Here is a 20,939-nt window from a genome sequence, read left to right on the forward strand (position 1 = left end):
AACAGTCACTTATGAGAATCGACAGACTCTTCACTGCCGGCGTCAACTCGCCCTACGACAAGATCAAGTTCAAGCGGGCGACCAGCGAGATCAAGAACCCGGATGGCTCGATCGTTTTCCGCATGGAGAACATCGAGGTGCCGGACCACTGGTCTCCGGTTGCCATCGACGTGCTCGCCCAGAAGTACTTCCGCAAGGCCGGCGTGCCCGACCAGGTCAGCAAGGTCCATGAAGACATGGTCCCGGTCTGGCTGCAGCGCTCCGTGCCCTACGCCAGCAACGGTGATCCCGATACCCGGTCGGCCCACCTGGGCTCCGAGACCTCGGCCAAGCAGGTGTTCGATCGCCTCGCCGGCTGCTGGACCTATTGGGGCTGGAAGAGCGGCTACTTCGCTCCCGAAGGCACCAAGAAGGGCGACGCCTTCAAGCTGCGCGATGCCGAAGCCAACGCTCTCGCGTTCTACGACGAGCTGCGGTTCATGCTGGCTCAGCAGATGTTCGCGCCCAACTCGCCGCAATGGTTCAACACGGGCCTCAACTGGGCGTACGGCATCGACGGTCCGGCGCAGGGTCACTGGTACGTCAACGAGCTGTGGGCTCATGACATGTCCCACCAGGGCTACGGCGCCGTTCTCTCGGAGAACGCCTACGAGCGCCCGCAGCCGCACGCCTGCTTCATCCAGTCGATCCAGGATGACCTGGTCGGCAACGGCGGCATCATGGACCTGTGGACCCGCGAGGCCCGCCTGTTCAAGTACGGCTCCGGCACGGGCTCCAACTTCTCGAACCTGCGTGGCAAGGGCGAGAAGCTGTCCGGTGGCGGCCAGTCGTCTGGCATGATGTCCTTCCTCAAGATCGGTGACCGGGCTGCCGGCGCGATCAAGTCGGGCGGCACGACGCGGCGCGCGGCCAAGATGGTCGTCGTCGATGTCGATCACCCGGATATCGAGGAGTACATCGGCTGGAAGGTCGAGGAGGAGAAGAAGGTCGCGGCGCTCGTGGCAGGCTCCAAGGCTGCCAAGAAGCACCTGATGGCCATCTACGAGGCCTGGGGCGACGGCGAGAGCCGTGAGACCCCGAGCGTGAAGAGCGCGATCCGTGCGGCTCGTGCGGCGTTCCTGCCGGACAGCTACATCCAGCGCGTTCTCCAGCTCGCTGAGATGGGCGAGCCGTTCGACTTCCCGGAGTTCGATGTCGACTGGCAGTCGCCGGCTTACGAGACGGTGTCGGGCCAGAACTCGAACAACACCGTGTCGGTGACGGACGCCTTCCTCAAGGCGGTCGACAGCGGTCACATGTGGCATCTGAAGTCGCGGACCACGGGCGAGACCGTCAAGTCGGTCCCTGCTCGCGATCTGTGGGATCAGATCTGCCGCGCCGCGTGGGAGTCGGCCGACCCCGGCCTGCACTTCAACACGACCATGAACGACTGGCACACCTGCCCGGCTGGCGGTCGCATCCGCGCCTCCAACCCGTGCTCGGAGTACATGTTCCTGGACGACACGGCCTGCAACCTGGCCTCGGCGAACCTGCTGAAGTTCTACGGCAAGAACGTCCTGAAGCAAGGTGGCCCGTGGGAGTTCGACGTTGATGCCTTCATCCACGTCTGTCGCCTGATCCAGATCGTTCTGGAAATCTCGGTGACGATGGCGCAGTTCCCCTCCAAGGAAATCGCTCTGCTCTCCTACGAGTACCGGACCACAGGCCTCGGCTTCGCCAACCTCGGCGGCCTGCTGATGGCAATGGGTCTGCCGTACGACTCCCGCGAAGGTCGGGCGATGGCTGGCGCCATCTCTGCGATCATGACGGGCGTGGCTTACCGCACCTCCGCCGAGATGGCGCGGGAGCTGGGTCCGTTCGTCAAGTTCGCGGAGAACCGGGACGCGATGCTGCGTGTGATGTCCAACCATTACGCCGCGGCTGAGGCTGGCTCGACACAGTTCGATGGCCTCAGCATCTGTCCGCCTCGGCTGGACTGGAACGCTCTGCCCCAGACCGAAATGGCCGGCAAGGCCACGGCGATCTGGGCGGACGCGCTCGATCTCGGCATGCTCTACGGCTACCGCAATGCTCAGACGACCGTCGTCGCCCCGACCGGCACGATCGGCCTGCTGATGGATTGCGATACCACGGGCATCGAGCCGGACTTCGCGCTGGTGAAGTTCAAGAAGCTGGCCGGCGGCGGCTACTTCAAGATCATCAACCAGCAGGTCCCGGCTGCGCTCCGCAAGCTCGGCTACACCGAGACGCAGATCGACGCGATCTCGAAGTACGCCATCGGCACGGGCGTGCTGCCGTCGAAGTTCGACCTAGCCCTGCGGGCTGCGTCGATCATCATCCCGGAGGCCCAGGTCAAGTCGACGTTCGACATCCGCTTCCTCACAAAGTGGAAGGATCTCGGGTTCACCGACGCTGAGCTGGAAAAGGCCAACACGGAAGTGTGCGGAACGATGACGCTGGAAGGCGCCCCCGGTCTCAAGCCGGAGCACTACCAGATCTTCGACTGTGCGAATCCGTGTGGCAAGCTGGGCAAGCGGTTCATCGCGACCGAGGGTCACATCCTGATGATGGCAGCTGTGCAGCCATTCATCTCGGGTGCGATCTCCAAGACAATCAACATGCCGAACACCGCGACCGTCGAGGACGTGGCAAAGGCATACCGGATGTCCTGGAAGCTCGGGCTGAAGGCCAACGCGATCTACCGCGATGGTTCGAAGCTGTCGCAGCCGCTCAGCTCTGCCCTCGTCGACGACGAACCGACCGGTGACGAGCCGGCCGAGGCGCCGAAGACGCTGGTCCAGGTGGTCGAGAAGCTGGTGCGCAAGCGGGAGAAACTCCCGTCGAAGCGCGGCGGCTACACGCAGAAGGCAATCGTGGGTGGCCACAAGGTCTACCTACGGACCGGCGAATATCCGGACGGTCGGCTGGGTGAAATCTTCATCGACATGCACAAGGAGGGTGCGTCCTTCCGGTCGATGATGAACGCCTTCGCCATCGCTGTGAGCCTCGGCTTGCAGTACGGCGTGCCGCTCGACGAGTTCGTCGACGCCTTCACGTTCTTCAGGTTCGAGCCCTCCGGGTTCGTCCAGGAGCACGACCGCATCCGGCAGGTGACGTCGATCGTCGACTTCGTCTTCCGGGACATCGCGATCAACTACCTCGGTCGCGATGACCTGGCCCACGTCTCCCCCGAGGAGAGCAACCACACGGCCATGGGCACTGGCGTCGATAAGCCTGTCACGGTGATCAACAACGTCGTGATCACCGCTCCGGCTGCGGAGGAGAAGGAAATCGCTGACGCGGCTCCCGACAAGCGTGCCGTCGCCAAGATGTCCGGCTTCACCGGGGACGAGTGCGGCAACTGCAACAGCTTCACCATGGTGCGGAACGGCACCTGTTTGAAGTGCGAGGCGTGTGGCGAGACCACCGGGTGCAGCTAAAAGTCGCCAAGAGGCACAAGCGCCTCTGGATCATCGACAAGGAAACGGATCAGGCGGTCTACACGCCGCCTGATTTCGTCGTCCTCCCGTCGAGAGTCCCCATGGCGTTCGACCTCATGAGGCTCGGTCGCCGCGACATCAATCGGATTGCGTCATTTGAATGGGAGTTCAGCAAACGCAATGCACACCGAACTCGAAATTGCGGAGCGGTGCCTGTTGCTTTTCTCGAAGCCCGGACGGTGGACGCAGAAGACTTGCGCACGGGACCGGCAAGGTAAGCCCTGCCCCGTGTTCAGCCAGGAGGCACGCGCGTTCGACATCGAGGGCGCGATCCGCCGAGCAGCTGGCAAGGAAGACCGGGGCGCGTATGCGCGCTTCGTCAAGCTGATCAAGGATCAGCTCCACAAGCATCCGTTCGACTGGAACGATCAGTCGGGTCGCAACCAGCGAGACGTCGTCCGGATGTTCCAAGACCTCGCCGACGAACTACGATTCAAGGAGCAGACGTGAGCATCGTGAATACCGATATCGACACGAAGGCGCCGATCAGAGCCGAAGAGCTGATCCGTGGCTTCGACCTCTACCAGGAACAGTCCATCAGGACGATCAAGTACGGCGACGACATGAAGCTCTGGTACCCGGCGCTGGGCCTCGGCGAGGCCGGCGAGGTCCAGAACAAGGTCAAGAAGATCTTCCGGGACGACGGCGGCGTCCTCACCCCCAAGCGCAAGCAGGACATCGTCAAGGAGATGGGCGGTAACCTGTGGTATCTCGCTGCGCTCGCCCACGGCATGGGCATGAGCCTCGGTGATATCGCGCTCGCCAACATCATGGAACTGCGCGGGCGTGTCGATCGCGGCACACTGCAAGGAGATGGCGACGATCGTTGAGTTTTCCTCTTGACGATTCGTTCGCTTGAATGCAAATAAGCAATGCAAACGGGAGCTAACTGACTTGGACGCAATCGCAGCAGAAAAGGCCGCCCTCGACTTCATCGTGAACGAGCTGGCGCGGCAGAACGAAATGTGGGGACCGGCCAACGAGCGCGTGGACGTCTCGAATGGTGAGCTGTTCCAGGCCGGCGTCGGCCAGCTGGACGCGGTGTTCGATCGCCGCAACCACGATGCCACCGCCTTCGACGAGCCGCCGCAGATCTATCCTGAGAACTGGAGCGGCTTCCGCAGCTACGGCGGTGATTTCCCGAACATCGGCGTCGGCGTCACCTTCCTCATCCAGGAGATGAAGAGACTGGCGATGAATGGAGAAGACCTCACCCGCCTGAGCCGCCGTCCGGACCAGGCCTACAATCCGGAGACGGGGTTGCCCAACCCGGTCAGCGCATGATCGTAGCGCTCCTCCTCAACCACGCCCTCGGCGCATTCGGCCTCTTCTTTGTGGTCACCGTCGCCGTGAAGATCGCCCGCGGTTATCCGATCCGCCGCTGGTTCTTTTGATGCCCTGACGTTTGTTCAAAAGCAAACGTCTCGATTTTGGAGAGCGGGCCCCGTGGTGGGGCTCGCAAAAGGAGAAGAGATGAAGAAGCTGTTTTTGTTGCTCGCTGCTGCGACCCTCGGTCTGTCGGCAGTCACCACCGCCCAGGCCGCTGACGCGACGAAGTTCCGTCTCTGCACCGGCAACGCCAAGCTGAACTACTACGCTGCTGGTCAGCACCTGAAGCGCCACGCCTCGGGCATCGAGGTCATCGAGAGCAAGGGATCGCTGGACAACCTCGACAAGGTCACGGCCGGCGAGTGCGACGGTGCATTCGTGCAGTCCGACGCCCTGCTCGTCTATTCGAGCAGGAATGCCAAGGCGATCTCGGCCCTGCAGCGTGCTGGTGTGCTCTATCAGGAGCAGGCGAACCTGATCTGCAACCGGAAAGCCTACTCCTCGGCCCGCATGGTCGATCTGAACGAGACCTACACGGTCGCGGTCGGCCCCGAAGGCTCCGGCGCCAACACCACCTGGGCCGCGTTCGTCATGGCCGACAAGAAGCGCTACGGCAAGGTCCGCACCACCGATGCGACCGGCACCCTCGCGCTCAGCATGGTCTCGGACGGCTCGGAAGCTCAGTGCGCGCTGATCATCACCGCACTCAACGCTCCGTTCCTCAAGAACGAGGCGCCGCAGTATGCGGACAGCATCGTGCTCGTCGGCACCGATGACCGCGACATGGCGAACGGCGCGAAGGATGCTCGCGGCCAGCAGGTCTACACCTACGGTGAGATCCCGGCCGGCACCTACCGAGGCATCCAGCCCTCCGGCGTGTTCGGCTCGAAGGCTGTCAACACCATCCAGGTCGATGCCGTGTTCGTCGCCAACCGTGACTGGATCGCAGCTCACAGCTCGGAGTTCGAGAAGGTGCTGCAGGGCTTCGCCAACGCCAAGCCCGACATCGCGAAGCTCGTCCAGCCGAAGTAACGGCACGGACTACAGGCGGTCGCCCTCACCCGGGCGGCCGCTTTTTTCGATTTGGATTTTCAGGAGCAGGACGTGACCGACACCACCGTGACCAAAGAACAGATGCTTGCCTACGTGGCCGACGCGAGACGACTGCTCGCACAGGTCCAGGACCCGATCTGGGCCATCACGCCCAAGCAGACCGACGAAGAGCACCTCGCCGACTACGAGGTGACACTGGCACGGACCCGCGTCGCCTTCCCGGAGATGGAAGAGAAGACGGAGATGAACATGGTCCTGGGTGAAGGCGGCATCGTCTACGCATTCACCGGGCATTCCCCAACCGCGGCCGATCGCGCCAAGGCCCTCGTCGGCTTCATCCGCACCATGCCATTCCTGCTCGACAGTCTCGTGGCCTCGCTGGAGGCGAAGGAAGAGCACTCGGCTCGAGTCACCGAGCTGCTCCAGCACAACAACACACAGCTGACCGAGAACCGGGAGCAGCGCGCGGAAATCAAGCGGCTGCAGTCTCGGGTCAAGTGGCTCCTGGAGCTGGTCCCGGGCGAACAGATGAAGGCGGTGAGCGCATGAAGGATGTCCTCACCCTCCTGGTCGGCGTCGGCATCGGCCTCACCCTCGCTTTGATCCTCAGCGGTCGACCGCTGGACAACTGCCAGGCCCGCGTCTCGTCCGGGCACGTCTCGCTGTGCCTCGACAGCAAAATCCAGAAAGCCAAGGAGCTGTTCCGTTGACCAACGCAACCATGAACCAGACCGAGGTCAAGTTCCTCCCGCCCGAGGAGGTCGGTGAGGAGCTGTCCGGCTGGTGGATCCTCGAACTGGAGCCCGAAGGCTGCTGGGACGCCATCGGCCCCTACGACTCGAAGGAAGAGGCTGAACGCCTCATCGCCAACCGAACGGAAAACTGACCCTCTATGACCATCTCCGCGACCAAAATCCTGCACAGCATCTCGCCGGCCGGCATCGAGCTGAAGACGGTTCTCGCCAGATATCCGCGCTTCATCCACGCCGAAGAGCTGACGCATCGTGTGCTCACGTCCACCCCGGACCTGATGGAGATCCTCACGATCCCGGACGGCGTGATGTACGACCGCAACCTGAGCCGCAACGCTTCGAGTTCCCGGGCCATCCCGGTCAAGCGCCTGATCGACGACATCCTCAACGATACGGCCATGCCGATCCACTGGGGCAAGAACCAGAAGGGCATGCAGGCCGATCAGGAGAACGACGCGCCGATCACGCATCCGTTCGCCGACTACATCCCGCACCCCTTCGCCAACGACAACGTCCGCAAGGGTTCGCTGCTGAGCCCGCAGCAGATGTGGTTGGAAGCCCGCGACTACGCCATCGCATTCGCCCGCGCCTACGACGATGCCGGCTACCACAAGCAGGTCGTCAACCGACTCCTGGAGCCGTTCGCCCACATCAACGTGCTGATCACTGCGACCGAATGGGACAACTTCTTCGAGCTGCGGGACCACAAGGACGCCCAGCCGGAAATCGAAGCTCTCGCCAAGGCGATCAAGGGTGCATTCGAAGGCAGCGTCCCGACGCAGCTCAAGCCTGGTGAATGGCATCTGCCCTTCATCACGGAGAGCGACCGGCACTGCATCCAGCCGCTCCCCTACGAGGCACGCCACATGGCGACGATGAACAGCCAGTATGTGGGCACCTTCATGGGTGAACGCTCGATCGAGGAGCTGATCAAGATCTCTGTCGCTCGCTGCGCCCGCACGTCGTACCTGACACACGACGGGAAGAAGCCCAGCGTCTATGCGGACCTCGACCTGTACGATCGCCTGGTCGGATCGCGCCCGCTCCACGCCTCGCCGGCTGAGCACCAGGCCACGCCGGACGTGTTCGTGAAGGGCGACGTCTGGAGCGACATCCGGCCGAGGCATGACCACTGGAAGCAGCCCGAGCTGCACGGCAACCTCCGTGGCTGGGTTCAGAACCGGAAGATGCTGGAGCGGTCAGTCTTCGCCGAGGTGGCATGAAAACGAAGCTCGCCACCTCCTACTACTCGACGGCTGTCGGTCACGGTCAGGTCGATGGTCTCTTCTTCGGGACCTTCGGCATCCCCGGCAAGCCACCCATGTGGGTCCACGACCAGCACGGCCAGCCGAAGACCTTCCGCGATCCGGACCAGGCCTGCCTCGCCGGCTTCAAGGTGATGGTCACCCAGCTCAACCGTGCGCGGCAGGAGCAGGACTTCAGGGTCAAGGGAGCCAAGAACCCAATGAGACGCTGGACCGCTCCTGAGCGATCCAACGCCAACGAGCCCACCATCGAAACTGTATTTGGAAAGAAGAAATGACGGACACCGACGCCCCTGAGCCTGTGAAGCAGGACAACGAACTGCGCCAGATGATCACCATGAAGCAGGTGCTGGCCAAGGTGCCCTTCAGCAGATCGACGCTGCTGCGCCAGGTGGAGGAAGGCAACTTCCCGAAGCCTCGCCCGATCGCATCGGGGCGCGTCGCCTGGTACCTCGACGAGGTTGTCGAGTGGCAGCGCGAACTGGACCGGAAGGTCGCTTGAGACGGACAATCGCCAGCCTCAGTGCTGGCGATTTTCTTTTGGGGAAGGACATCGGCACGGGCGACCAATGTCACTTGATCTCACCGTGTGTTTTTGATTTCCTAACCCATGCCTAACCCAGAGAGGATTTTGGGAGTTTTTGGGTTTTCGACCATTTCGCCAAGTATCTGTTTTTACTTGGTTATTTTGGTCGGAGCGAGAGGATTTGAACCTCCGACCCCTAGTCTCCCAGACTAGTGCGCTAACCGGGCTGCGCCACGCTCCGATGCCGTTCCATTAGCTGCGATCCTGCGTTCGCGCAAGGCGGGGCGGCTCTCAAAGACTGTATTCCGAGGCCGGTTCCCTTGGCAGGCGTCCTTGCCTCAGCCGTCCTTCATCGCCGCGTCGATCATCTGCCGGCAGGCGACCAGCTCCTGCAGCACGCGTTCGAGCCGCTCCCGATCGACTGACGGGACGGAGGGGCGAACCGGCGGCGCGGCGGGCGCTTTGCCCGGCTGAGCGTGCGCCTTGTAGGTCGACAGGATCGGATCCTCGTCGGGATCGACGAAGCGGTAGTCGATTCCCTTCTCGTCGCCGTCGCCCTCCTCGCCGTCGAAATCGAGGCCGTCGCTGCTCTCGAGGTCATCGGGCTCGGCCATGCTGTTGCCGACGGCTTCCTCGACCGCGCCGAACGAGACCGCCGCCGTCTGGTCGGCGATGCCCTGCACCGACTTAATGCCGTGCTCCTTCAGGATCCGCTGCACGCCGCGGATGGTGTAGCCCTCGCCGTACAGCAGCCGGCGGATGCCCTTGAGCAGGTCGACATCGTCGGGGCGATAATAGCGGCGTCCGCCGCTGCGCTTCATCGGCTTGATCTGCGCGAAGCGCGTTTCCCAGAATCTCAGCACATGCTGTGGAATATCGAGTTCATCAGCGACCTCGCTGATGGTACGGAACGCATCCGGCGCCTTGTCCAAATGCCCGCTCCTTTGAGCTCAATGCCTGGAGCCCTTCCGTTCCGATCGAATCGGACCGGAGCTCCGGATTCTAGTGTTGCCGCGTTTTCTTCACGCGAACCGGGTATCCACTTCGCTTGAAAACGCTCTAGTCGGCCTTGCTGCCGTCGCCATTGGTGACGACATGGCCATTGATCCGCTGCTTCAGGATCGCCGACGGCTTGAACACCATCACCCGCCGCGGCGAAATCGGCACCTCGGTGCCGGTCTTCGGATTACGGCCGATACGCTGGCCCTTCTTGCGCACCATGAAGGAGCCGAATGAGGACAGCTTCACCGTCTCGCCCTTTTCCAGGCAATCGGTGATCTCCTTCAGCACCAACTCGACAAATGCCGACGATTCCGTGCGCGACAAACCCACCTTTTGGTAGACCGCCTCACACAAATCGACGCGCGTAACTGTTTTTCCGGTTCCCGTGGTCATCGCCTGCCCCGCACTCTCGGCGAACAATTTCTTGACTGAAATTAAAAGCTTAGCGCGCAATGGTCAACAGTGACCAACGCCCAGGCGCAGGAAAGATACCGGCAACCTGTCGATACTGTTTGGCGATGCGCTACCAGCGCACGAGCGCCGAGCCCCAGGTAAAGCCGCCGCCCATCGCCTCGAACAGCACCAGATCGCCCTTCTTGACGCGCCCGTCCTTCACGGCGACCGACAGCGCGAGCGGGATCGAGGCCGCCGACGTGTTGCCGTGCTTGTCGACCGTCAGGACCACCTTCTGCGGCGCAATATGAAGCTTGTGCGCCGACGCATCGATGATTCGCTTGTTGGCCTGGTGCGGGATGAACCAGGTGATGTCCTCGGCGGTAAAGCCGGTGGCGTTGAAGGCGTCGACGATCACGTCGGTGATCATGCCGACGGCGTGCTTGAACACCTCGCGGCCCTCCATCCGGAGATACCCGACCGTCCTGGTCGAGCCGGGCCCGCCATCGACGAACAGCTTCGCCTTGTGGCGGCCGTCGGAGCGCAGATGCGTCGTCAACACGCCGCGGTCGCTGGTGGTGCCGGAATGCTGCTGCGCCTCCAGCACGACCGCGCCGGCGCCGTCGCCGAACAGCACGCAGGTGCCGCGGTCGTCCCAGTCGAGGATGCGCGAGAAGGTTTCGGCACCGATCACCAGCGCCCGCTTGTGGGTGCCGGCGCGCAGGAAATTGTCGGCGGTGGCCAGCGCGAAAACGAAGCCGGAACAGACCGCTTGCAGGTCGAAGGCGACGCCATGGTTGATGCCGAGCCCGTGCTGGACGGCGACCGCGGTGGCGGGAAAGGTGTTGTCGGGCGTCGAGGTCGCGAGCACGATCAGGTCGATCGACTGCGCATCGACTTGCGCATGGGCGAGCGCGGCCTGCGCCGCCTTGATCGCCAGATGCGAGGTGAATTCGTCGTCGGCCGCGATGTGGCGCTCGCTGATGCCGGTGCGCTGCACGATCCAGTCATCCGACGTGTCGATCCGGCTGGCCAGTTCGGCATTGGTCAAAACCCGCTCCGGCAAATATGAGCCGCAGCCGAGCACTACCGAACGTATAGCAGTCACGAGACAGCCTCCTGCGCGGTCTGCGCCTGCACCAGGGCGCTGCCGTCGCGATTGAGCATCTGATTGATCTTGGTGAGGAGATCGAAGTGGGCCATCTCATAGCCAACATCCACCGCATAGGCAAAGCCTTCCGCGTTGGTGCCGCCATGGCTCTTGACCACCACGCCCTTCAGGCCGAGCAGCAGGCCGCCATTCGACTTGTTGGGATCGAGCTTGTCGCGCAGCTTCTGGAACGCGCCGCGGGCCAGCAAATAGCCGATCCGCGCCAGCCAGCTCGATGACATGGCCTCGCGCAGCAGCGTGAACATCTGGCGCGCGGTTCCCTCGGCGGCCTTGAGCGCGATGTTGCCGCTGAAACCTTCCGACACGATGACGTCGGCGAGGCCCTTGCCGATCGCGTCGCCCTCGACGAAGCCGATATAATTGAACTGGGTTGAGTTCATCGCGCGCAGCATCTCGGCCGCCTCGCGGATTTCCCCGTGCCCCTTGATCTCCTCGGACCCGATATTGAGCAGGCCGACGGTCGGCCGTTCGCGGTTGAACAGCACGCTCGCCATGGCGCTGCCCATCACCGCCAGCGTCGCCAGATGGCGGGCGTCGCCGCCGATCGTGGCGCCGAGGTCGAGCACGACAGAGTCGCCGCGCAGCGTCGGCCACACCGCGGCAAGCGCCGGGCGGTCGACACCGGGCAGCGTCCGCAGATTGAGGCTGCCCATCGCCATCAGCGCGCCGCTGTTGCCGGCGGAGACCGCAACGTCGGCCTCGCCATGCTTCACGGCGTCGATCGCGAGCCACATCGAGGACGCCCTGCGGGTCCGCCGCAGCGCCTGGCTCGGCTTCTCATCGTTCTTCACGGCGACGTCGGTATGGATCACTTTCGATACCGCCTTCAGCGCCGGATGCTTGGCGAGCTCCGGCTCGATCTGGGCCCGGTCCCCGACCAGCAGGAATTCGCTGTCGGGATGACGGCTTAACGAGATTGCGGCGCCGGGAATGACGACGGAAGCGCCGACATCGCCCCCCATGGCGTCAAGCGCTATTCGAACCTTTTGAGGCATGAACGTCCCGGAAGCCTGCTTTCCCGCAGCCTTCAGACGAAGACCGCGAGCTTGAAGTCACCGCCGTCAACGGCGCGCGGCGAAACACCAACTCGCGTCCCGGCCGGGCCGCGACAATAGCGTGTCCTCGATCCGACACAACCTCTTGACCGCAAATGAGGCAGCTGCCGAACCGTCACGCAACACATTCAAACATACCAGAAATACATTGTATTTCAATGCATTGTGACGCATATTTGAAGTAATTGGGAACCCCGCTCGCGCAAGCTTGCAGGCAAGCCATCCCCGCAAATGTGGCGCCAGGCGCCTCAACTTCCCTTGGGCTTCTTGCCGTCCGGCTTTTCCTTCAGCGCCTTCAGCGCCGCGAAAGGATGATTTTCCGGATCAGCCGCTTCAGGCTTCTGTTCAAAGACCGCATCCACCTTGCGCGGATACGGGTCTACGCCGAGGAACAGCGCATCGGTGGCGAGCCGGCCGATGTCGATGAAGCCGCCGACGATCGGCTCCGGCGGGTCCGGCGTTTCCTCATCGCTGCCGTCGGCGTCGTCGACCAGGTCGGCCATTTGGGGAATCTGCTCGGGCGGCGCGAACACCACGTCGATCGGCTCATCGATCTCGTTCTCGATCGGATCGAGCGTCACCACGCAGGTCTGCCCGACCCTGGCCTTAACTCTGCCGGTGACGTGGTAGCTGCCGTCGCGCTTGGGCTGCAGATCGAACTCCGCATGCGCGGAGACGACTTCCCGCAACCCGGCAACTTCGGCCATCGCCTTGCGCGCCGCTTCGTCGGCCGCGATCTCGCGATGCAGGCCGGTCTCCGGGATCTGCGCGACATTGACGAGAACCCGCCAGGGGTCGCGGTCGCGCCGTGCATCGGGCTGCCCTGTGGTGCCGCCGCTCATGCCGCCGTCCCCGCAGCCTGTGGTACCGGAAAGCGCCACGCGCCCTTGGCCAACGCCGCGAGATCGGCGCGCGCCAGCCCTTCCATCGCCACCCTGGCATAGACGGCGAGCTGGCGGGCCTTGTCGATGTTCTGACCGTTGAGGATGTTCTTGCAGAACGACTCGGCCAAGGCCGTCTCGCTGTCGGTCAGCGCCAGATCATAGGCCGCGGTGCGGCCATAGAAGGCTTCACCGAACGCCTGCATGCGCTTCGGCACCGTGAGGTCGCCGACGCCCATTTCGCGCAGATTGTCGTCCATATCGATGCAGAAATGATCGAACAGGGCCTGGGACAGCCCCGCGCCACCCTCGACGGATTTCAGTCGCCGCAGCACCAGCCACAAGTGCATCAGAAGCAGGTCAAAACGGCCGTTAACCGTGTCCGGAACGCCCAAGTCACGGTAAAACAACGGTTCTCGCGCCTGCGTCACGATCATGCCATAGATGGTCTCAATGGTGCTGCGCGCGGGCACCCGGGGTCTTCTGAAGTGATTGAACGGCCAAAGCATGACGGGTTCCGGCTGCCGGTCCCCAAAGGGTCGCCTGTTGAGAGGTCGCCCATTGGAGCTCGGCATGATTGCAATCCATTGAGCTGCCCGGTACGTCAATGCCTCGGCCGATGCAAGGGGACGGATCAGTTCCGCCGATGAACCACACGCTTTCACGACAGTCTCGCGCCGCTTCCGCGCGCGGGTTTTTTTCGCGTCTCCGCGCCGTCGCGGCGATCGGCCTCGTCTGCGCCGCGCTCGGCGGCTGCGCCGGCGAACAATTCCAGAAGGGCTACATCCTGCCGGAAGGGGCGCTCGAGCAAATCCCGATCGGCGCGAGCCAGGACCAGGTGCTCATCGTGCTCGGCACGCCCTCGACGGTCGCAACGCTGGACGGCGAGGTGTTTTATTACATCTCGCAGCGGACCTCCCGCCCGGTCGCCTTCATGAATCAGCGGGTGATCGACCAGCGCGTGATCGCGGTCTATTTCGACAAGAACCGGCAGGTGCGCCGGCTCGCCAATTACGGCCTGAAGGACGGCAAGATCTTCGACTTCGTCAGCCGGTCCACGCCGACGTCGGGCCAGGAAATGTCCTACCTGACACCGCTCTTCAAGCTGCTGAGCTTCAACTAGAGCGAAGTGGACTCCGGTTCGCGTGAAGAAACGCGTCAAACTGGAGTCCAAAGCATAGGCCGCTGCGCCAAGTTGTCGCTTGCCCGACGGGCAAGCGGTCCCCTAGTTTGCTCGCAACAAGAGCCTGAGCAGGGGGTAAACGCATGAGAGCCAAGAGATTTTCCCGTCGTACGGTATTGTCGGGCACGGCCGCATTGACGGCCGCGTCGATCCTGCCGCGCGCGAGCCTCGGCGCCGGCGACTGGCGGCCAGCCGAGACCGTCCGCATCATCGTGCCGGCGGCGGCGGGCGGCTCAACCGACGTGATGGGACGGCTGCTCGCCGCGCATTTGCAGCCGCTCTGGGGCCAGTCGGTGGTGGTGGAGAATCGCTCCGGCGCCGGCGGCACCATCGGCACATCCGAGGTCGCGCGCGCCAAGGGCGACGGCCACACCATCCTGATCGGCAATCCCGGTCCCAACGCGATCGCCTACAGCATCTTCCGCAACCTCACCTACAAGGCCGACCAGTTGCAGCCGGTCTCCAACATGATCCGGATTCCGAACATCGTGTCGGCGCATCCATCGACCGGCCTCAAGTCGATCCCCGAATTGATCGCCTTCCTGAAGAAGAACCCCGACAAGCTCACCTACGGCTCGTCCGGCACCGGACAGAGCCCTCACCTCACCGGCGCCTGGTTCCTGCAACTCACCGGGCTGAAGATGACGCACGTGCCGTTCCGCGGCGCCGGTCCCGCATTGCAGGCCGGGCTCGCCGGCGACATCCAGATCCTGTTCGACAATCTCTATCCGTCGCTGCCGCAGGTGCAGGACGGCAAGCTCAACGGCCTCTGTGTCACCACGCCGGAGCGCAGCGATTCCGCACCGAGCCTGCCGACGATGCGCGAGGGCGCGCCGGAACTGGCAAATTTCGACGTCTCGTCCTGGTTCGGCGTCTTCCTGCCGAAGACCGCGCCTGCCCCGGTGCTCGACGAGCTGAACCGCCAGGTCAAGGCGATGCTGGAGCGCGACGACGTCAAGAAGAACATCGCCGGCATGGGCGCGCGCGCCGACTACGGCACGCCCCAGCAGTTCTCCGATTTCGTCAATGCGGAGACGAAGAAGTTCGCGGCGATCATCGAGAAGGAAGGCTTGCAGATGGAGGTCAAGTAGCGGCCGCCGTCACAAGCATTCCTGAGCATGTTGCGCCTCATGCTACGACGACTTGTTGATCTTCTTGACCTTGGCGTCGGTTGCTTCAATCGACATCGCCAGTTCCAGGATCGCCTTCGAGAGCAGCTCGATGGCCTCCTTCTGATCCTGTGATTTGGAAGCGCGGAGCGCGTAGTTCCGTGCGGATGAGAGCGACATCGATTGATCTCCGTGTTGTTCGCGTCTGCTTCAAAAATAAAACCCCGCGGCTTTCACCGCGGGGCTTCGCTTCAGTTGTGTCCGCCGCTCAGTGCGCCAGGATCGCCAGCAGCAGCAGCGCCACGATGTTGGTGATCTTGATCATCGGGTTCACCGCCGGGCCCGCCGTGTCCTTGTAGGGATCGCCGACGGTATCGCCGGTCACCGCGGACTTGTGGGCGTCAGAGCCCTTGCCGCCGTAGTGGCCGTCCTCGATGTATTTCTTGGCGTTGTCCCATGCGCCGCCGCCCGAGGTCATCGAGATCGCGACGAACAGACCGGTGACGATGACGCCGAGCAGCATGGCGCCGACCGCGGAGAATGCCGCCGACTTGCCGGCTGCGCCGCCGCCCGCGATGGCGTAGATCAGGAAGTAGACCACGATCGGCGACAGCACCGGCAGCAGCGACGGGATGATCATCTCCTTGATCGCCGCCCGGGTCAGCAGGTCGACCGCCTTGCCGTAGTCCGGCTTGTCGGTGCCCTGCATGATGCCGGGCTTCTCGCGGAACTGACGGCGCACTTCCTCGACGATCGCACCGGCGGCGCGACCGACCGCGGTCATGCCCATCGCACCGAACAGATACGGCAGCAGGCCGCCGAACAGCAGGCCGACCACGACGTAAGGATTGTTCAGAGAGAAGTCCGGGTTGACGCCCTTGAAGTAGGCATGGGCGTTGGCGTCGCTGATGAAGAATTTGAGGTCCTGATTATAGGCCGCAAACAGCACCAGCGCACCGAGACCGGCGGAGCCGATCGCGTAGCCCTTGGTCACCGCCTTGGTGGTGTTGCCGACCGCGTCGAGCGCGTCGGTCGACTTGCGCACTTCCTTGGGCAGCCCCGCCATCTCGGCGATGCCGCCGGCATTGTCGGTGACCGGGCCGAAGGCGTCGAGCGCGACGATCATGCCGGCCAGCGCCAGCATGGTGGCGGTCGCGATCGCGATGCCGAACAGGCCGGCCAGGCTGTAGGTGACCAGGATGCCGGCGATGATCACGATCGCGGGCAGCGCGGTCGCTTCCATCGAGACCGCGAGCCCCTGGATCACGTTGGTGCCGTGACCGGTGACCGAGGCCGAGGCGATCGACTTCACCGGGCGGTAGTCGGTGCCGGTGTAGTATTCGGTGATCCAGATGATCAGGCCGGTGACGACGAGACCGACCACGCCGCACCAGAACAGCGCCATGCCGGTATAGTCGACGCCGTCGAGCTTGCCGAAGCCGACCAGCCAATTGATCACGAGCGCGACGCCGACCAACGACAGGATGCCGGTGGCGATCAGGCCCTTGTAGAGGGCACCCATGATGGACTGGCTCGCACCGAGCTTGACGAAGAAGGTGCCGATGATCGAGGTGATGATGCAGATGCCGCCGATCGCGAGCGGCAGCGTCATCATGTTCACCAGGATCGGCGTCTTGGCGAAGAAGATCGCCGCGAGCACCATGGTGGCGACCGCGGTCACCGCATAGGTCTCGAACAGGTCCGCCGCCATGCCGGCGCAGTCGCCGACATTGTCGCCGACGTTGTCGGCGATGGTGGCCGGGTTACGCGGATCGTCCTCGGGGATGCCGGCCTCGACCTTGCCGACGAGGTCGCCGCCGACGTCCGCACCCTTGGTGAAGATGCCGCCGCCGAGACGGGCGAAGATCGAGATCAGCGAGGCGCCGAAGCCGAGCGCCACCATGGCGTCGACCACGGTGCGGCTGCCCGCTTCGAGACCCATGAACTTGACCAGCACCATGAAGTAGATGGTGACGCCGAGCAGCGCGAGACCGGCAACCAGCATGCCGGTGATCGCGCCCGCCTTGAAGGCGAGCTCGAGGCCGCCGGCGAGCGAGGTGGTTGCCGCCTGCGCGGTGCGGACGTTGGCGCGCACCGAGACGTTCATGCCGATGAAGCCGGCAGCCCCCGACAGGATGGCGCCGATCGCAAAGCCGATCGCCACGAGCAGGCCCAGGAAGTAGGCCAGCACCACGAAGATCACGATACCGACCATGCCGATCGTAGTGTACTGCCGCCGCAGATAGGCCTGTGCGCCCTCGCGCACCGCGGCCGCGATTTCCTGCATGCGCGGATTACCCGCATCCGCGTTCAAGACCGACTGCGTCGCCCAGATCGCGTAGACGATGGAAAGCGCCCCGCAGAGCACAATCAACCATAAAGCTGTCATGTTGCCTCAGATCCTTGATGTAACCCCCGCGCCTTCTTGTGCCGCTAGGGGGCGGCAGGCGCTTATTTTGCGAGGACAATCCTCCCCAAAAACGGATTGCCTCAAATCGGGCGCGACCTTGCCAAAATCGTTACCGCTGTGCAACGCCACCTGTGGCCGAAATCGCCGATATCGGCAGCTATTTAGAAGGAAAATCGGCGCGATCAGGCGCGGGAAGTCCAGCGCGGCTTCCGTTCCGACGCGTTTTCTTAACGTGAACCGGTGCCCGCTTCGCTCGAAACCGCTCTAGAAATGGCTGTAGGACAGCCGCTTCAACTTCAGTTCCCGGCCCTGCCCGTCAAGGAAGCTTGGTGGCGACGAGCCTGCGATCAGGCCGCCGATTGCGGTTACCGCGATCTTGGCCTGCCGTGCGTCCCGCAGAAACGCGTCGACATGATCGCTCGGGACCGCGCACAAGAGCTCGTAATCATCACCGCCGGCCACCAAGGTCTCGATGTCGATCGCCTTGCGCGCGAGCAGCCCTGCAGCTGCAGCCGACAACGGGACACTCGGCACATTGATCACGGCCGCCACACCACTGGCTGCACAAAGCTTGGTCAGATCGCCGGCAAGACCGTCGGACACATCCATCGCGGCGCTGGCGTGGGTGCGGACGGCCTTGGCCAAGGCGTTGCGCGGCTGCGGAACACGGTAACGGGCGGCAAGAAAATCCCGCCCGACGACATCGTCCGCCAGAGCCGCGGCGACCGGGCCACCCCGGAGCACATCGAGACCGAGCGCGGCGTCTCCGATCGTACCGGTGACGAACACGCGGTCGCCGGCCTGCGCTCCCGCGCGATGCACCATCGTGCCCTGCGGCACCCGGCCGAACGCGGTGATCGAGATCATCAGCGGCCCCGGTGTCGAGACCGTGTCGCCGCCGAGCAGCGGGCAGCCGAAATCTGCGGCGTCCTCGCCGAGCGCCCGGGCAAACGGCTTCAGCCAGGCCTCCTCGGCGCCGCGCAGCGCCAGCGTCAGCACGAAGCCCGCCGGCACCGCGCCCTTGGCGGCGATGTCGGAGAGGTTCACCCGCAGCGCCTTGCGCGCCAGCGTGTCGGGCGGATCATCCGGAAGGAAGTGCACGCCCTCGACGATGGCGTCCGTGGTGACCACGATGTCCTCGCCATCAGCCCTCAGCGCGGCGGCGTCATCGTCGAGCCCGAACGCCCCCGGATCGGTCGCGAGCGGCTTGAAATAGCGCGCGATCAGGGAGTCTTCGCCGGATATCGGTTTGTCGCTCTGCGTCACGATAGCAGCCCCGTCATCCTGAGGTGCGAGCGGAGCGAGCCTCGAAGGATGCACGGCCCCAGCCGGGCCGTCGCCCTTCGAGACGGCCGCTGCGCGGCCTCCTCAGGGTGACGGTCAAGCGATCATATGTCTCCACTCAGCTCCGCACAAACTCGTCGCCGCGGAACTGGCGCGCGATCTGGTCGAGCACGGCGTTGACCATGCCGGTTTCGTCCTTTTCGACGAAGGCGTGCGCGACGTCGACATATTCGGAGACCACCACGCGGCCCGGCACGTCCTTGCGGTGCTCGAGCTCGTAGGAGCCTGCCCGCAGCACCGCGCGCAGGATGGCGTCGATCCGCTTCAACGGCCAGCCCTTCGACAGCGCCTCGTCGATCAGCGGATCGAGCCTGGCCTGGTCGCGCACCACACCGGAGACCACGTCGCGGAAAAACGCGGCTTCCGCCGGCAAATATTTCTCGCCCTCGACCTCGTTGCCGAGCCAGTGGCTCTCGAACTCGGCGAAGATGTCGTTGATGCCGGCGCCGCCAATGTCCATCTGGTAGAGCGCCTGCACCGCCGCGAGCCGTGCCGCGCCGCGGCGGTTGGCCTTTCTGTCGGGGGCTTTCGCGGGCTTCTTGTTGTCAGCCATGGTCAAGCCTTTGCCAGGCGGCGTTTGATCCGCAGCATCGCCAGCGCCGCACGCGCCGCGTCGCCGCCCTTGTTGAGTTCACTGGCGCGCGCCCGCGCCCAGGCCTGCGCCTCGGTGTTGACGGTGAGGATGCCGTTGCCGAGCGGGAATTTCCGGCTGACGGCCAAATCCATCAATCCGCGCGAGGACTCCTGCGAGACGATCTCGAAATGGATGGTGTCGCCGCGCACCACGCAGCCGAGCGCGATCGCCGCGTCATAAGGCTTGCCGTTCGTTTCAGCCGCATCGATCGCGATCGCGATCGCCGCCGGAATCTCCAGCGCGCCCGGCACCGTGATCACGTCATGGCTGGCGCCTGCGGCCTTGATCTCGGCAAGCGCGCCTTCCAGCAGCGCATCCTGGATGTCGTCATAGAACCGCGCTTCGACGATCAGCACGCGTGCGCCGGTAATGTCGGTCTGGTCCTTCAGGGGTGCGCGCCGCGCGTCAGCCATTGCAATACCAATCGGAACTTGGGGAGGAGTTGTGCAGCGTTTTAGGCGCAGCAGGGGCTAAAGCCAAGGGCAATACTGGCCCGGATGTCACCGCGATCAGCCCGATTTTTCAGGCCGGGTTCGCCTGCAATGCATAGGCCGCCCGGGCTGATAATCGCCCGAGGCGCATAGGCAGATAGGGACGTCTGTGTTGGCCGCAATGCCCAGGCCGAAGCTATTTCATCTCCGACAGCCGCGCCGCGTAGCGGGCCATCAGATCGACCTCGATATTGACCTCGCTGCCGGCCTTCCAGCCGCTCAGGGTCGTGACAGCAAGCGTGTGCGGGATGATCAGCACCGAAAAGCCGACATCGTCGACCGTGTTCACGGTCAGCGACACGCCGTCCAGCGTGACCGACCCCTTCGCCGCGATGAAACGCGCCAGTTCGCGGCTGGTTCGCAGCTCGAAGCGCGCCATGTCGGGCAGGTCCTCGCGCTTGACGATGGTGGCGATGCCGTCGGCATGCCCGGCCACGACGTGACCGCCGAGTTCGTCGCCGATCTTGAGCGCGCGCTCGAGATTGAGCCGGCCGCCCTGCCGCCAATGCTTGGCGGTGGTCATGCCGAGCGTCTCGGCCGCGGCATCGACATCGAACCAGGTCTTGCCATCGGCGGTGCCGGAGGCGACGACGGTGAGGCAGACGCCGTTGCAGGCGATCGAGGCGCCGTCGGCGATCGTGATCTGGTCGTAGTCGCAGGCAATTCGCATGCGATGCAGTTGCCCCTGCGCGACCTGCTTCAGGCTGGTGATCTCACCGATATCGGTGACAATTCCGGTAAACACAACAAAACCCCTTACTCTTCGTCATGCCCGGGCTTGTCCCGGGCATCCACGTCTTGGCCGCACGCTAGATGGAAGTCGTGGATGGCCGGGACAAGC

25 protein-coding genes and 1 tRNA gene are annotated in these 20,939 nt (G+C 63.9%); 13 read left to right on the forward strand and 13 right to left on the reverse strand.

Features of this window, described 5'->3' with window-relative positions; genetic code table 11:
* Positions 1-11 precede the first annotated feature (11 nt).
* The 11 genes from XI02_RS25080 to XI02_RS25130 all read left to right on the forward strand — a co-directional run bounded on the left by XI02_RS25080 (position 12) and on the right by XI02_RS25130 (position 8,401).
* On the forward strand, positions 12-3,440 hold the full coding sequence (locus XI02_RS25080; RefSeq protein ID WP_194483227.1) for an adenosylcobalamin-dependent ribonucleoside-diphosphate reductase: 3,429 nt from the start codon (positions 12-14) through the stop codon (positions 3,438-3,440).
* A gap of 180 nt (positions 3,441-3,620) precedes the next feature.
* Positions 3,621-3,950, forward strand: a complete 330-nt coding sequence (locus XI02_RS25085; RefSeq protein ID WP_172647841.1) for a hypothetical protein — start codon at positions 3,621-3,623, stop codon at positions 3,948-3,950.
* Positions 3,947-4,330, forward strand: a complete 384-nt coding sequence (locus tag XI02_RS25090; protein WP_209944945.1) for a nucleoside triphosphate pyrophosphohydrolase family protein — start codon at positions 3,947-3,949, stop codon at positions 4,328-4,330. The genes XI02_RS25085 and XI02_RS25090 overlap by 4 nt, the downstream gene beginning before the upstream one ends.
* 64 nt (positions 4,331-4,394) lie before the next feature.
* Entirely contained in the window at positions 4,395-4,784 is a 390-nt protein-coding gene (locus tag XI02_RS25095) for a hypothetical protein (RefSeq protein ID WP_028340932.1), read from the forward strand.
* A gap of 189 nt (positions 4,785-4,973) precedes the next feature.
* Positions 4,974-5,861 (forward strand): TAXI family TRAP transporter solute-binding subunit, encoded by an 888-nt coding sequence (locus XI02_RS25100; protein ID WP_194483228.1) that lies wholly within the window; start codon positions 4,974-4,976, stop codon positions 5,859-5,861.
* A gap of 72 nt (positions 5,862-5,933) precedes the next feature.
* Positions 5,934-6,431, forward strand: a complete 498-nt coding sequence (locus tag XI02_RS25105) for a hypothetical protein (protein ID WP_172647839.1) — start codon at positions 5,934-5,936, stop codon at positions 6,429-6,431.
* Positions 6,428-6,592, forward strand: coding sequence for a hypothetical protein (locus XI02_RS25110; RefSeq protein ID WP_172647838.1), 165 nt, complete (start codon positions 6,428-6,430; stop codon positions 6,590-6,592). The genes XI02_RS25105 and XI02_RS25110 overlap by 4 nt, the downstream gene beginning before the upstream one ends.
* Positions 6,589-6,768 carry a hypothetical protein gene (locus XI02_RS25115; RefSeq protein WP_172647837.1) on the forward strand — a complete coding sequence of 60 codons (180 nt, stop codon included), beginning with the start codon at positions 6,589-6,591 and terminating at the stop codon, positions 6,766-6,768. Before XI02_RS25110 ends, XI02_RS25115 begins: the two co-directional genes overlap by 4 nt.
* A 6-nt stretch (positions 6,769-6,774) precedes the next feature.
* Complete coding sequence (locus tag XI02_RS25120; protein WP_194483229.1) at positions 6,775-7,857, forward strand: FAD-dependent thymidylate synthase; 1,083 nt, start codon at positions 6,775-6,777, stop codon at positions 7,855-7,857.
* Positions 7,854-8,177 carry a hypothetical protein gene (locus tag XI02_RS25125; RefSeq protein WP_172647836.1) on the forward strand — a complete coding sequence of 108 codons (324 nt, stop codon included), beginning with the start codon at positions 7,854-7,856 and terminating at the stop codon, positions 8,175-8,177. The genes XI02_RS25120 and XI02_RS25125 overlap by 4 nt, the downstream gene beginning before the upstream one ends.
* Positions 8,174-8,401 carry an AlpA family transcriptional regulator gene (locus tag XI02_RS25130; RefSeq protein WP_035631640.1) on the forward strand — a complete coding sequence of 76 codons (228 nt, stop codon included), beginning with the start codon at positions 8,174-8,176 and terminating at the stop codon, positions 8,399-8,401. Before XI02_RS25125 ends, XI02_RS25130 begins: the two co-directional genes overlap by 4 nt.
* A gap of 187 nt (positions 8,402-8,588) precedes the next feature.
* On the opposite strand, the gene XI02_RS25135 is transcribed toward XI02_RS25130, so the two are convergent.
* The 7 genes from XI02_RS25135 to XI02_RS25165 all read right to left on the reverse strand — a co-directional run bounded on the left by XI02_RS25135 (position 8,589) and on the right by XI02_RS25165 (position 13,436).
* A tRNA-Pro gene (locus XI02_RS25135) sits at positions 8,589-8,666 on the reverse strand.
* Between the two features lie 97 nt (positions 8,667-8,763).
* Positions 8,764-9,357, reverse strand: coding sequence for a MerR family transcriptional regulator (locus XI02_RS25140; RefSeq protein WP_018271909.1), 594 nt, complete (start codon positions 9,355-9,357; stop codon positions 8,764-8,766).
* Between the two features lie 127 nt (positions 9,358-9,484).
* A complete protein-coding gene (locus tag XI02_RS25145; protein WP_035631661.1) occupies positions 9,485-9,820 on the reverse strand; it encodes an integration host factor subunit alpha in 336 nt (111 codons plus the stop codon).
* A gap of 130 nt (positions 9,821-9,950) precedes the next feature.
* Positions 9,951-10,928, reverse strand: a complete 978-nt coding sequence (locus XI02_RS25150) for a beta-ketoacyl-ACP synthase III (RefSeq protein ID WP_026192836.1) — start codon at positions 10,926-10,928, stop codon at positions 9,951-9,953.
* Positions 10,925-11,986 carry a phosphate acyltransferase PlsX gene (gene plsX, locus XI02_RS25155; RefSeq protein ID WP_026192837.1) on the reverse strand — a complete coding sequence of 354 codons (1,062 nt, stop codon included), beginning with the start codon at positions 11,984-11,986 and terminating at the stop codon, positions 10,925-10,927. The genes XI02_RS25150 and plsX overlap by 4 nt, the downstream gene beginning before the upstream one ends.
* Positions 11,987-12,294: 308 nt before the next feature.
* Positions 12,295-12,888: a DUF177 domain-containing protein gene (locus XI02_RS25160; RefSeq protein WP_018271913.1), complete on the reverse strand. Its 594-nt coding sequence runs from the start codon at positions 12,886-12,888 to the stop codon at positions 12,295-12,297.
* Entirely contained in the window at positions 12,885-13,436 is a 552-nt protein-coding gene (locus XI02_RS25165) for a ubiquinol-cytochrome C chaperone family protein (RefSeq protein ID WP_026192838.1), read from the reverse strand. The genes XI02_RS25160 and XI02_RS25165 overlap by 4 nt, the downstream gene beginning before the upstream one ends.
* 137 nt (positions 13,437-13,573) lie before the next feature.
* Between XI02_RS25165 and XI02_RS25170 the strand changes: the two genes are divergently transcribed.
* The gene (locus XI02_RS25170; protein WP_018271914.1) at positions 13,574-14,050 is read left to right on the forward strand and encodes an outer membrane protein assembly factor BamE; all 477 of its coding nucleotides are present in this window, start codon (positions 13,574-13,576) and stop codon (positions 14,048-14,050) included.
* Between the two features lie 143 nt (positions 14,051-14,193).
* A complete protein-coding gene (locus XI02_RS25175; RefSeq protein WP_026192839.1) occupies positions 14,194-15,201 on the forward strand; it encodes a tripartite tricarboxylate transporter substrate binding protein in 1,008 nt (335 codons plus the stop codon).
* Between the two features lie 42 nt (positions 15,202-15,243).
* Here the strand turns inward: XI02_RS25175 and XI02_RS25180 are convergent, their stop codons facing one another.
* The 6 genes from XI02_RS25180 to XI02_RS25205 all read right to left on the reverse strand — a co-directional run bounded on the left by XI02_RS25180 (position 15,244) and on the right by XI02_RS25205 (position 20,843).
* Positions 15,244-15,399, reverse strand: a complete 156-nt coding sequence (locus XI02_RS25180; RefSeq protein ID WP_016844991.1) for a hypothetical protein — start codon at positions 15,397-15,399, stop codon at positions 15,244-15,246.
* 88 nt (positions 15,400-15,487) lie between these two features.
* Positions 15,488-17,608, reverse strand: coding sequence for a sodium-translocating pyrophosphatase (locus tag XI02_RS25185; protein ID WP_026192840.1), 2,121 nt, complete (start codon positions 17,606-17,608; stop codon positions 15,488-15,490).
* Between the two features lie 285 nt (positions 17,609-17,893).
* Entirely contained in the window at positions 17,894-18,895 is a 1,002-nt protein-coding gene (gene thiL, locus XI02_RS25190) for a thiamine-phosphate kinase (protein WP_172647834.1), read from the reverse strand.
* A 136-nt stretch (positions 18,896-19,031) separates the two neighbouring features.
* Positions 19,032-19,526: a transcription antitermination factor NusB gene (gene nusB, locus XI02_RS25195; RefSeq protein WP_016844994.1), complete on the reverse strand. Its 495-nt coding sequence runs from the start codon at positions 19,524-19,526 to the stop codon at positions 19,032-19,034.
* A gap of 2 nt (positions 19,527-19,528) precedes the next feature.
* Entirely contained in the window at positions 19,529-20,020 is a 492-nt protein-coding gene (ribH, locus tag XI02_RS25200; RefSeq protein ID WP_016844995.1) for a 6,7-dimethyl-8-ribityllumazine synthase, read from the reverse strand.
* 214 nt (positions 20,021-20,234) lie between these two features.
* A complete protein-coding gene (locus tag XI02_RS25205; RefSeq protein WP_018271918.1) occupies positions 20,235-20,843 on the reverse strand; it encodes a riboflavin synthase in 609 nt (202 codons plus the stop codon).
* Positions 20,844-20,939 lie beyond the last annotated feature (96 nt).

Origin of the sequence: Bradyrhizobium sp. CCBAU 21365 (assembly GCF_015291305.1) — a bacterium.
Lineage (GTDB): Bacteria > Pseudomonadota > Alphaproteobacteria > Rhizobiales > Xanthobacteraceae > Bradyrhizobium > Bradyrhizobium elkanii.

What these genes read in the sequence shown, in the direction of transcription:
- nusB (WP_016844994.1), bottom strand. Translation starts at nt 19,526, where the DNA reads ATGGCTGACAACAAGAAGCCCGCGAAAGCCCCCGACAGAAAGGCCAAC.
- XI02_RS25100 (WP_194483228.1), top strand. Translation starts at nt 4,974, where the DNA reads ATGAAGAAGCTGTTTTTGTTGCTCGCTGCTGCGACCCTCGGTCTGTCG.
- plsX (WP_026192837.1), bottom strand. Translation starts at nt 11,986, where the DNA reads ATGCCTCAAAAGGTTCGAATAGCGCTTGACGCCATGGGGGGCGATGTC.
- XI02_RS25130 (WP_035631640.1), top strand. Translation starts at nt 8,174, where the DNA reads ATGACGGACACCGACGCCCCTGAGCCTGTGAAGCAGGACAACGAACTG.
- XI02_RS25170 (WP_018271914.1), top strand. Translation starts at nt 13,574, where the DNA reads ATGAACCACACGCTTTCACGACAGTCTCGCGCCGCTTCCGCGCGCGGG.
- ribH (WP_016844995.1), bottom strand. Translation starts at nt 20,020, where the DNA reads ATGGCTGACGCGCGGCGCGCACCCCTGAAGGACCAGACCGACATTACC.
- XI02_RS25165 (WP_026192838.1), bottom strand. Translation starts at nt 13,436, where the DNA reads ATGCTTTGGCCGTTCAATCACTTCAGAAGACCCCGGGTGCCCGCGCGC.
- XI02_RS25175 (WP_026192839.1), top strand. Translation starts at nt 14,194, where the DNA reads ATGAGAGCCAAGAGATTTTCCCGTCGTACGGTATTGTCGGGCACGGCC.
- XI02_RS25145 (WP_035631661.1), bottom strand. Translation starts at nt 9,820, where the DNA reads ATGACCACGGGAACCGGAAAAACAGTTACGCGCGTCGATTTGTGTGAG.
- XI02_RS25085 (WP_172647841.1), top strand. Translation starts at nt 3,621, where the DNA reads ATGCACACCGAACTCGAAATTGCGGAGCGGTGCCTGTTGCTTTTCTCG.
- XI02_RS25160 (WP_018271913.1), bottom strand. Translation starts at nt 12,888, where the DNA reads ATGAGCGGCGGCACCACAGGGCAGCCCGATGCACGGCGCGACCGCGAC.
- XI02_RS25185 (WP_026192840.1), bottom strand. Translation starts at nt 17,608, where the DNA reads ATGACAGCTTTATGGTTGATTGTGCTCTGCGGGGCGCTTTCCATCGTC.
- XI02_RS25120 (WP_194483229.1), top strand. Translation starts at nt 6,775, where the DNA reads ATGACCATCTCCGCGACCAAAATCCTGCACAGCATCTCGCCGGCCGGC.
- XI02_RS25125 (WP_172647836.1), top strand. Translation starts at nt 7,854, where the DNA reads ATGAAAACGAAGCTCGCCACCTCCTACTACTCGACGGCTGTCGGTCAC.
- XI02_RS25110 (WP_172647838.1), top strand. Translation starts at nt 6,428, where the DNA reads ATGAAGGATGTCCTCACCCTCCTGGTCGGCGTCGGCATCGGCCTCACC.
- XI02_RS25080 (WP_194483227.1), top strand. Translation starts at nt 12, where the DNA reads ATGAGAATCGACAGACTCTTCACTGCCGGCGTCAACTCGCCCTACGAC.
- XI02_RS25180 (WP_016844991.1), bottom strand. Translation starts at nt 15,399, where the DNA reads ATGTCGCTCTCATCCGCACGGAACTACGCGCTCCGCGCTTCCAAATCA.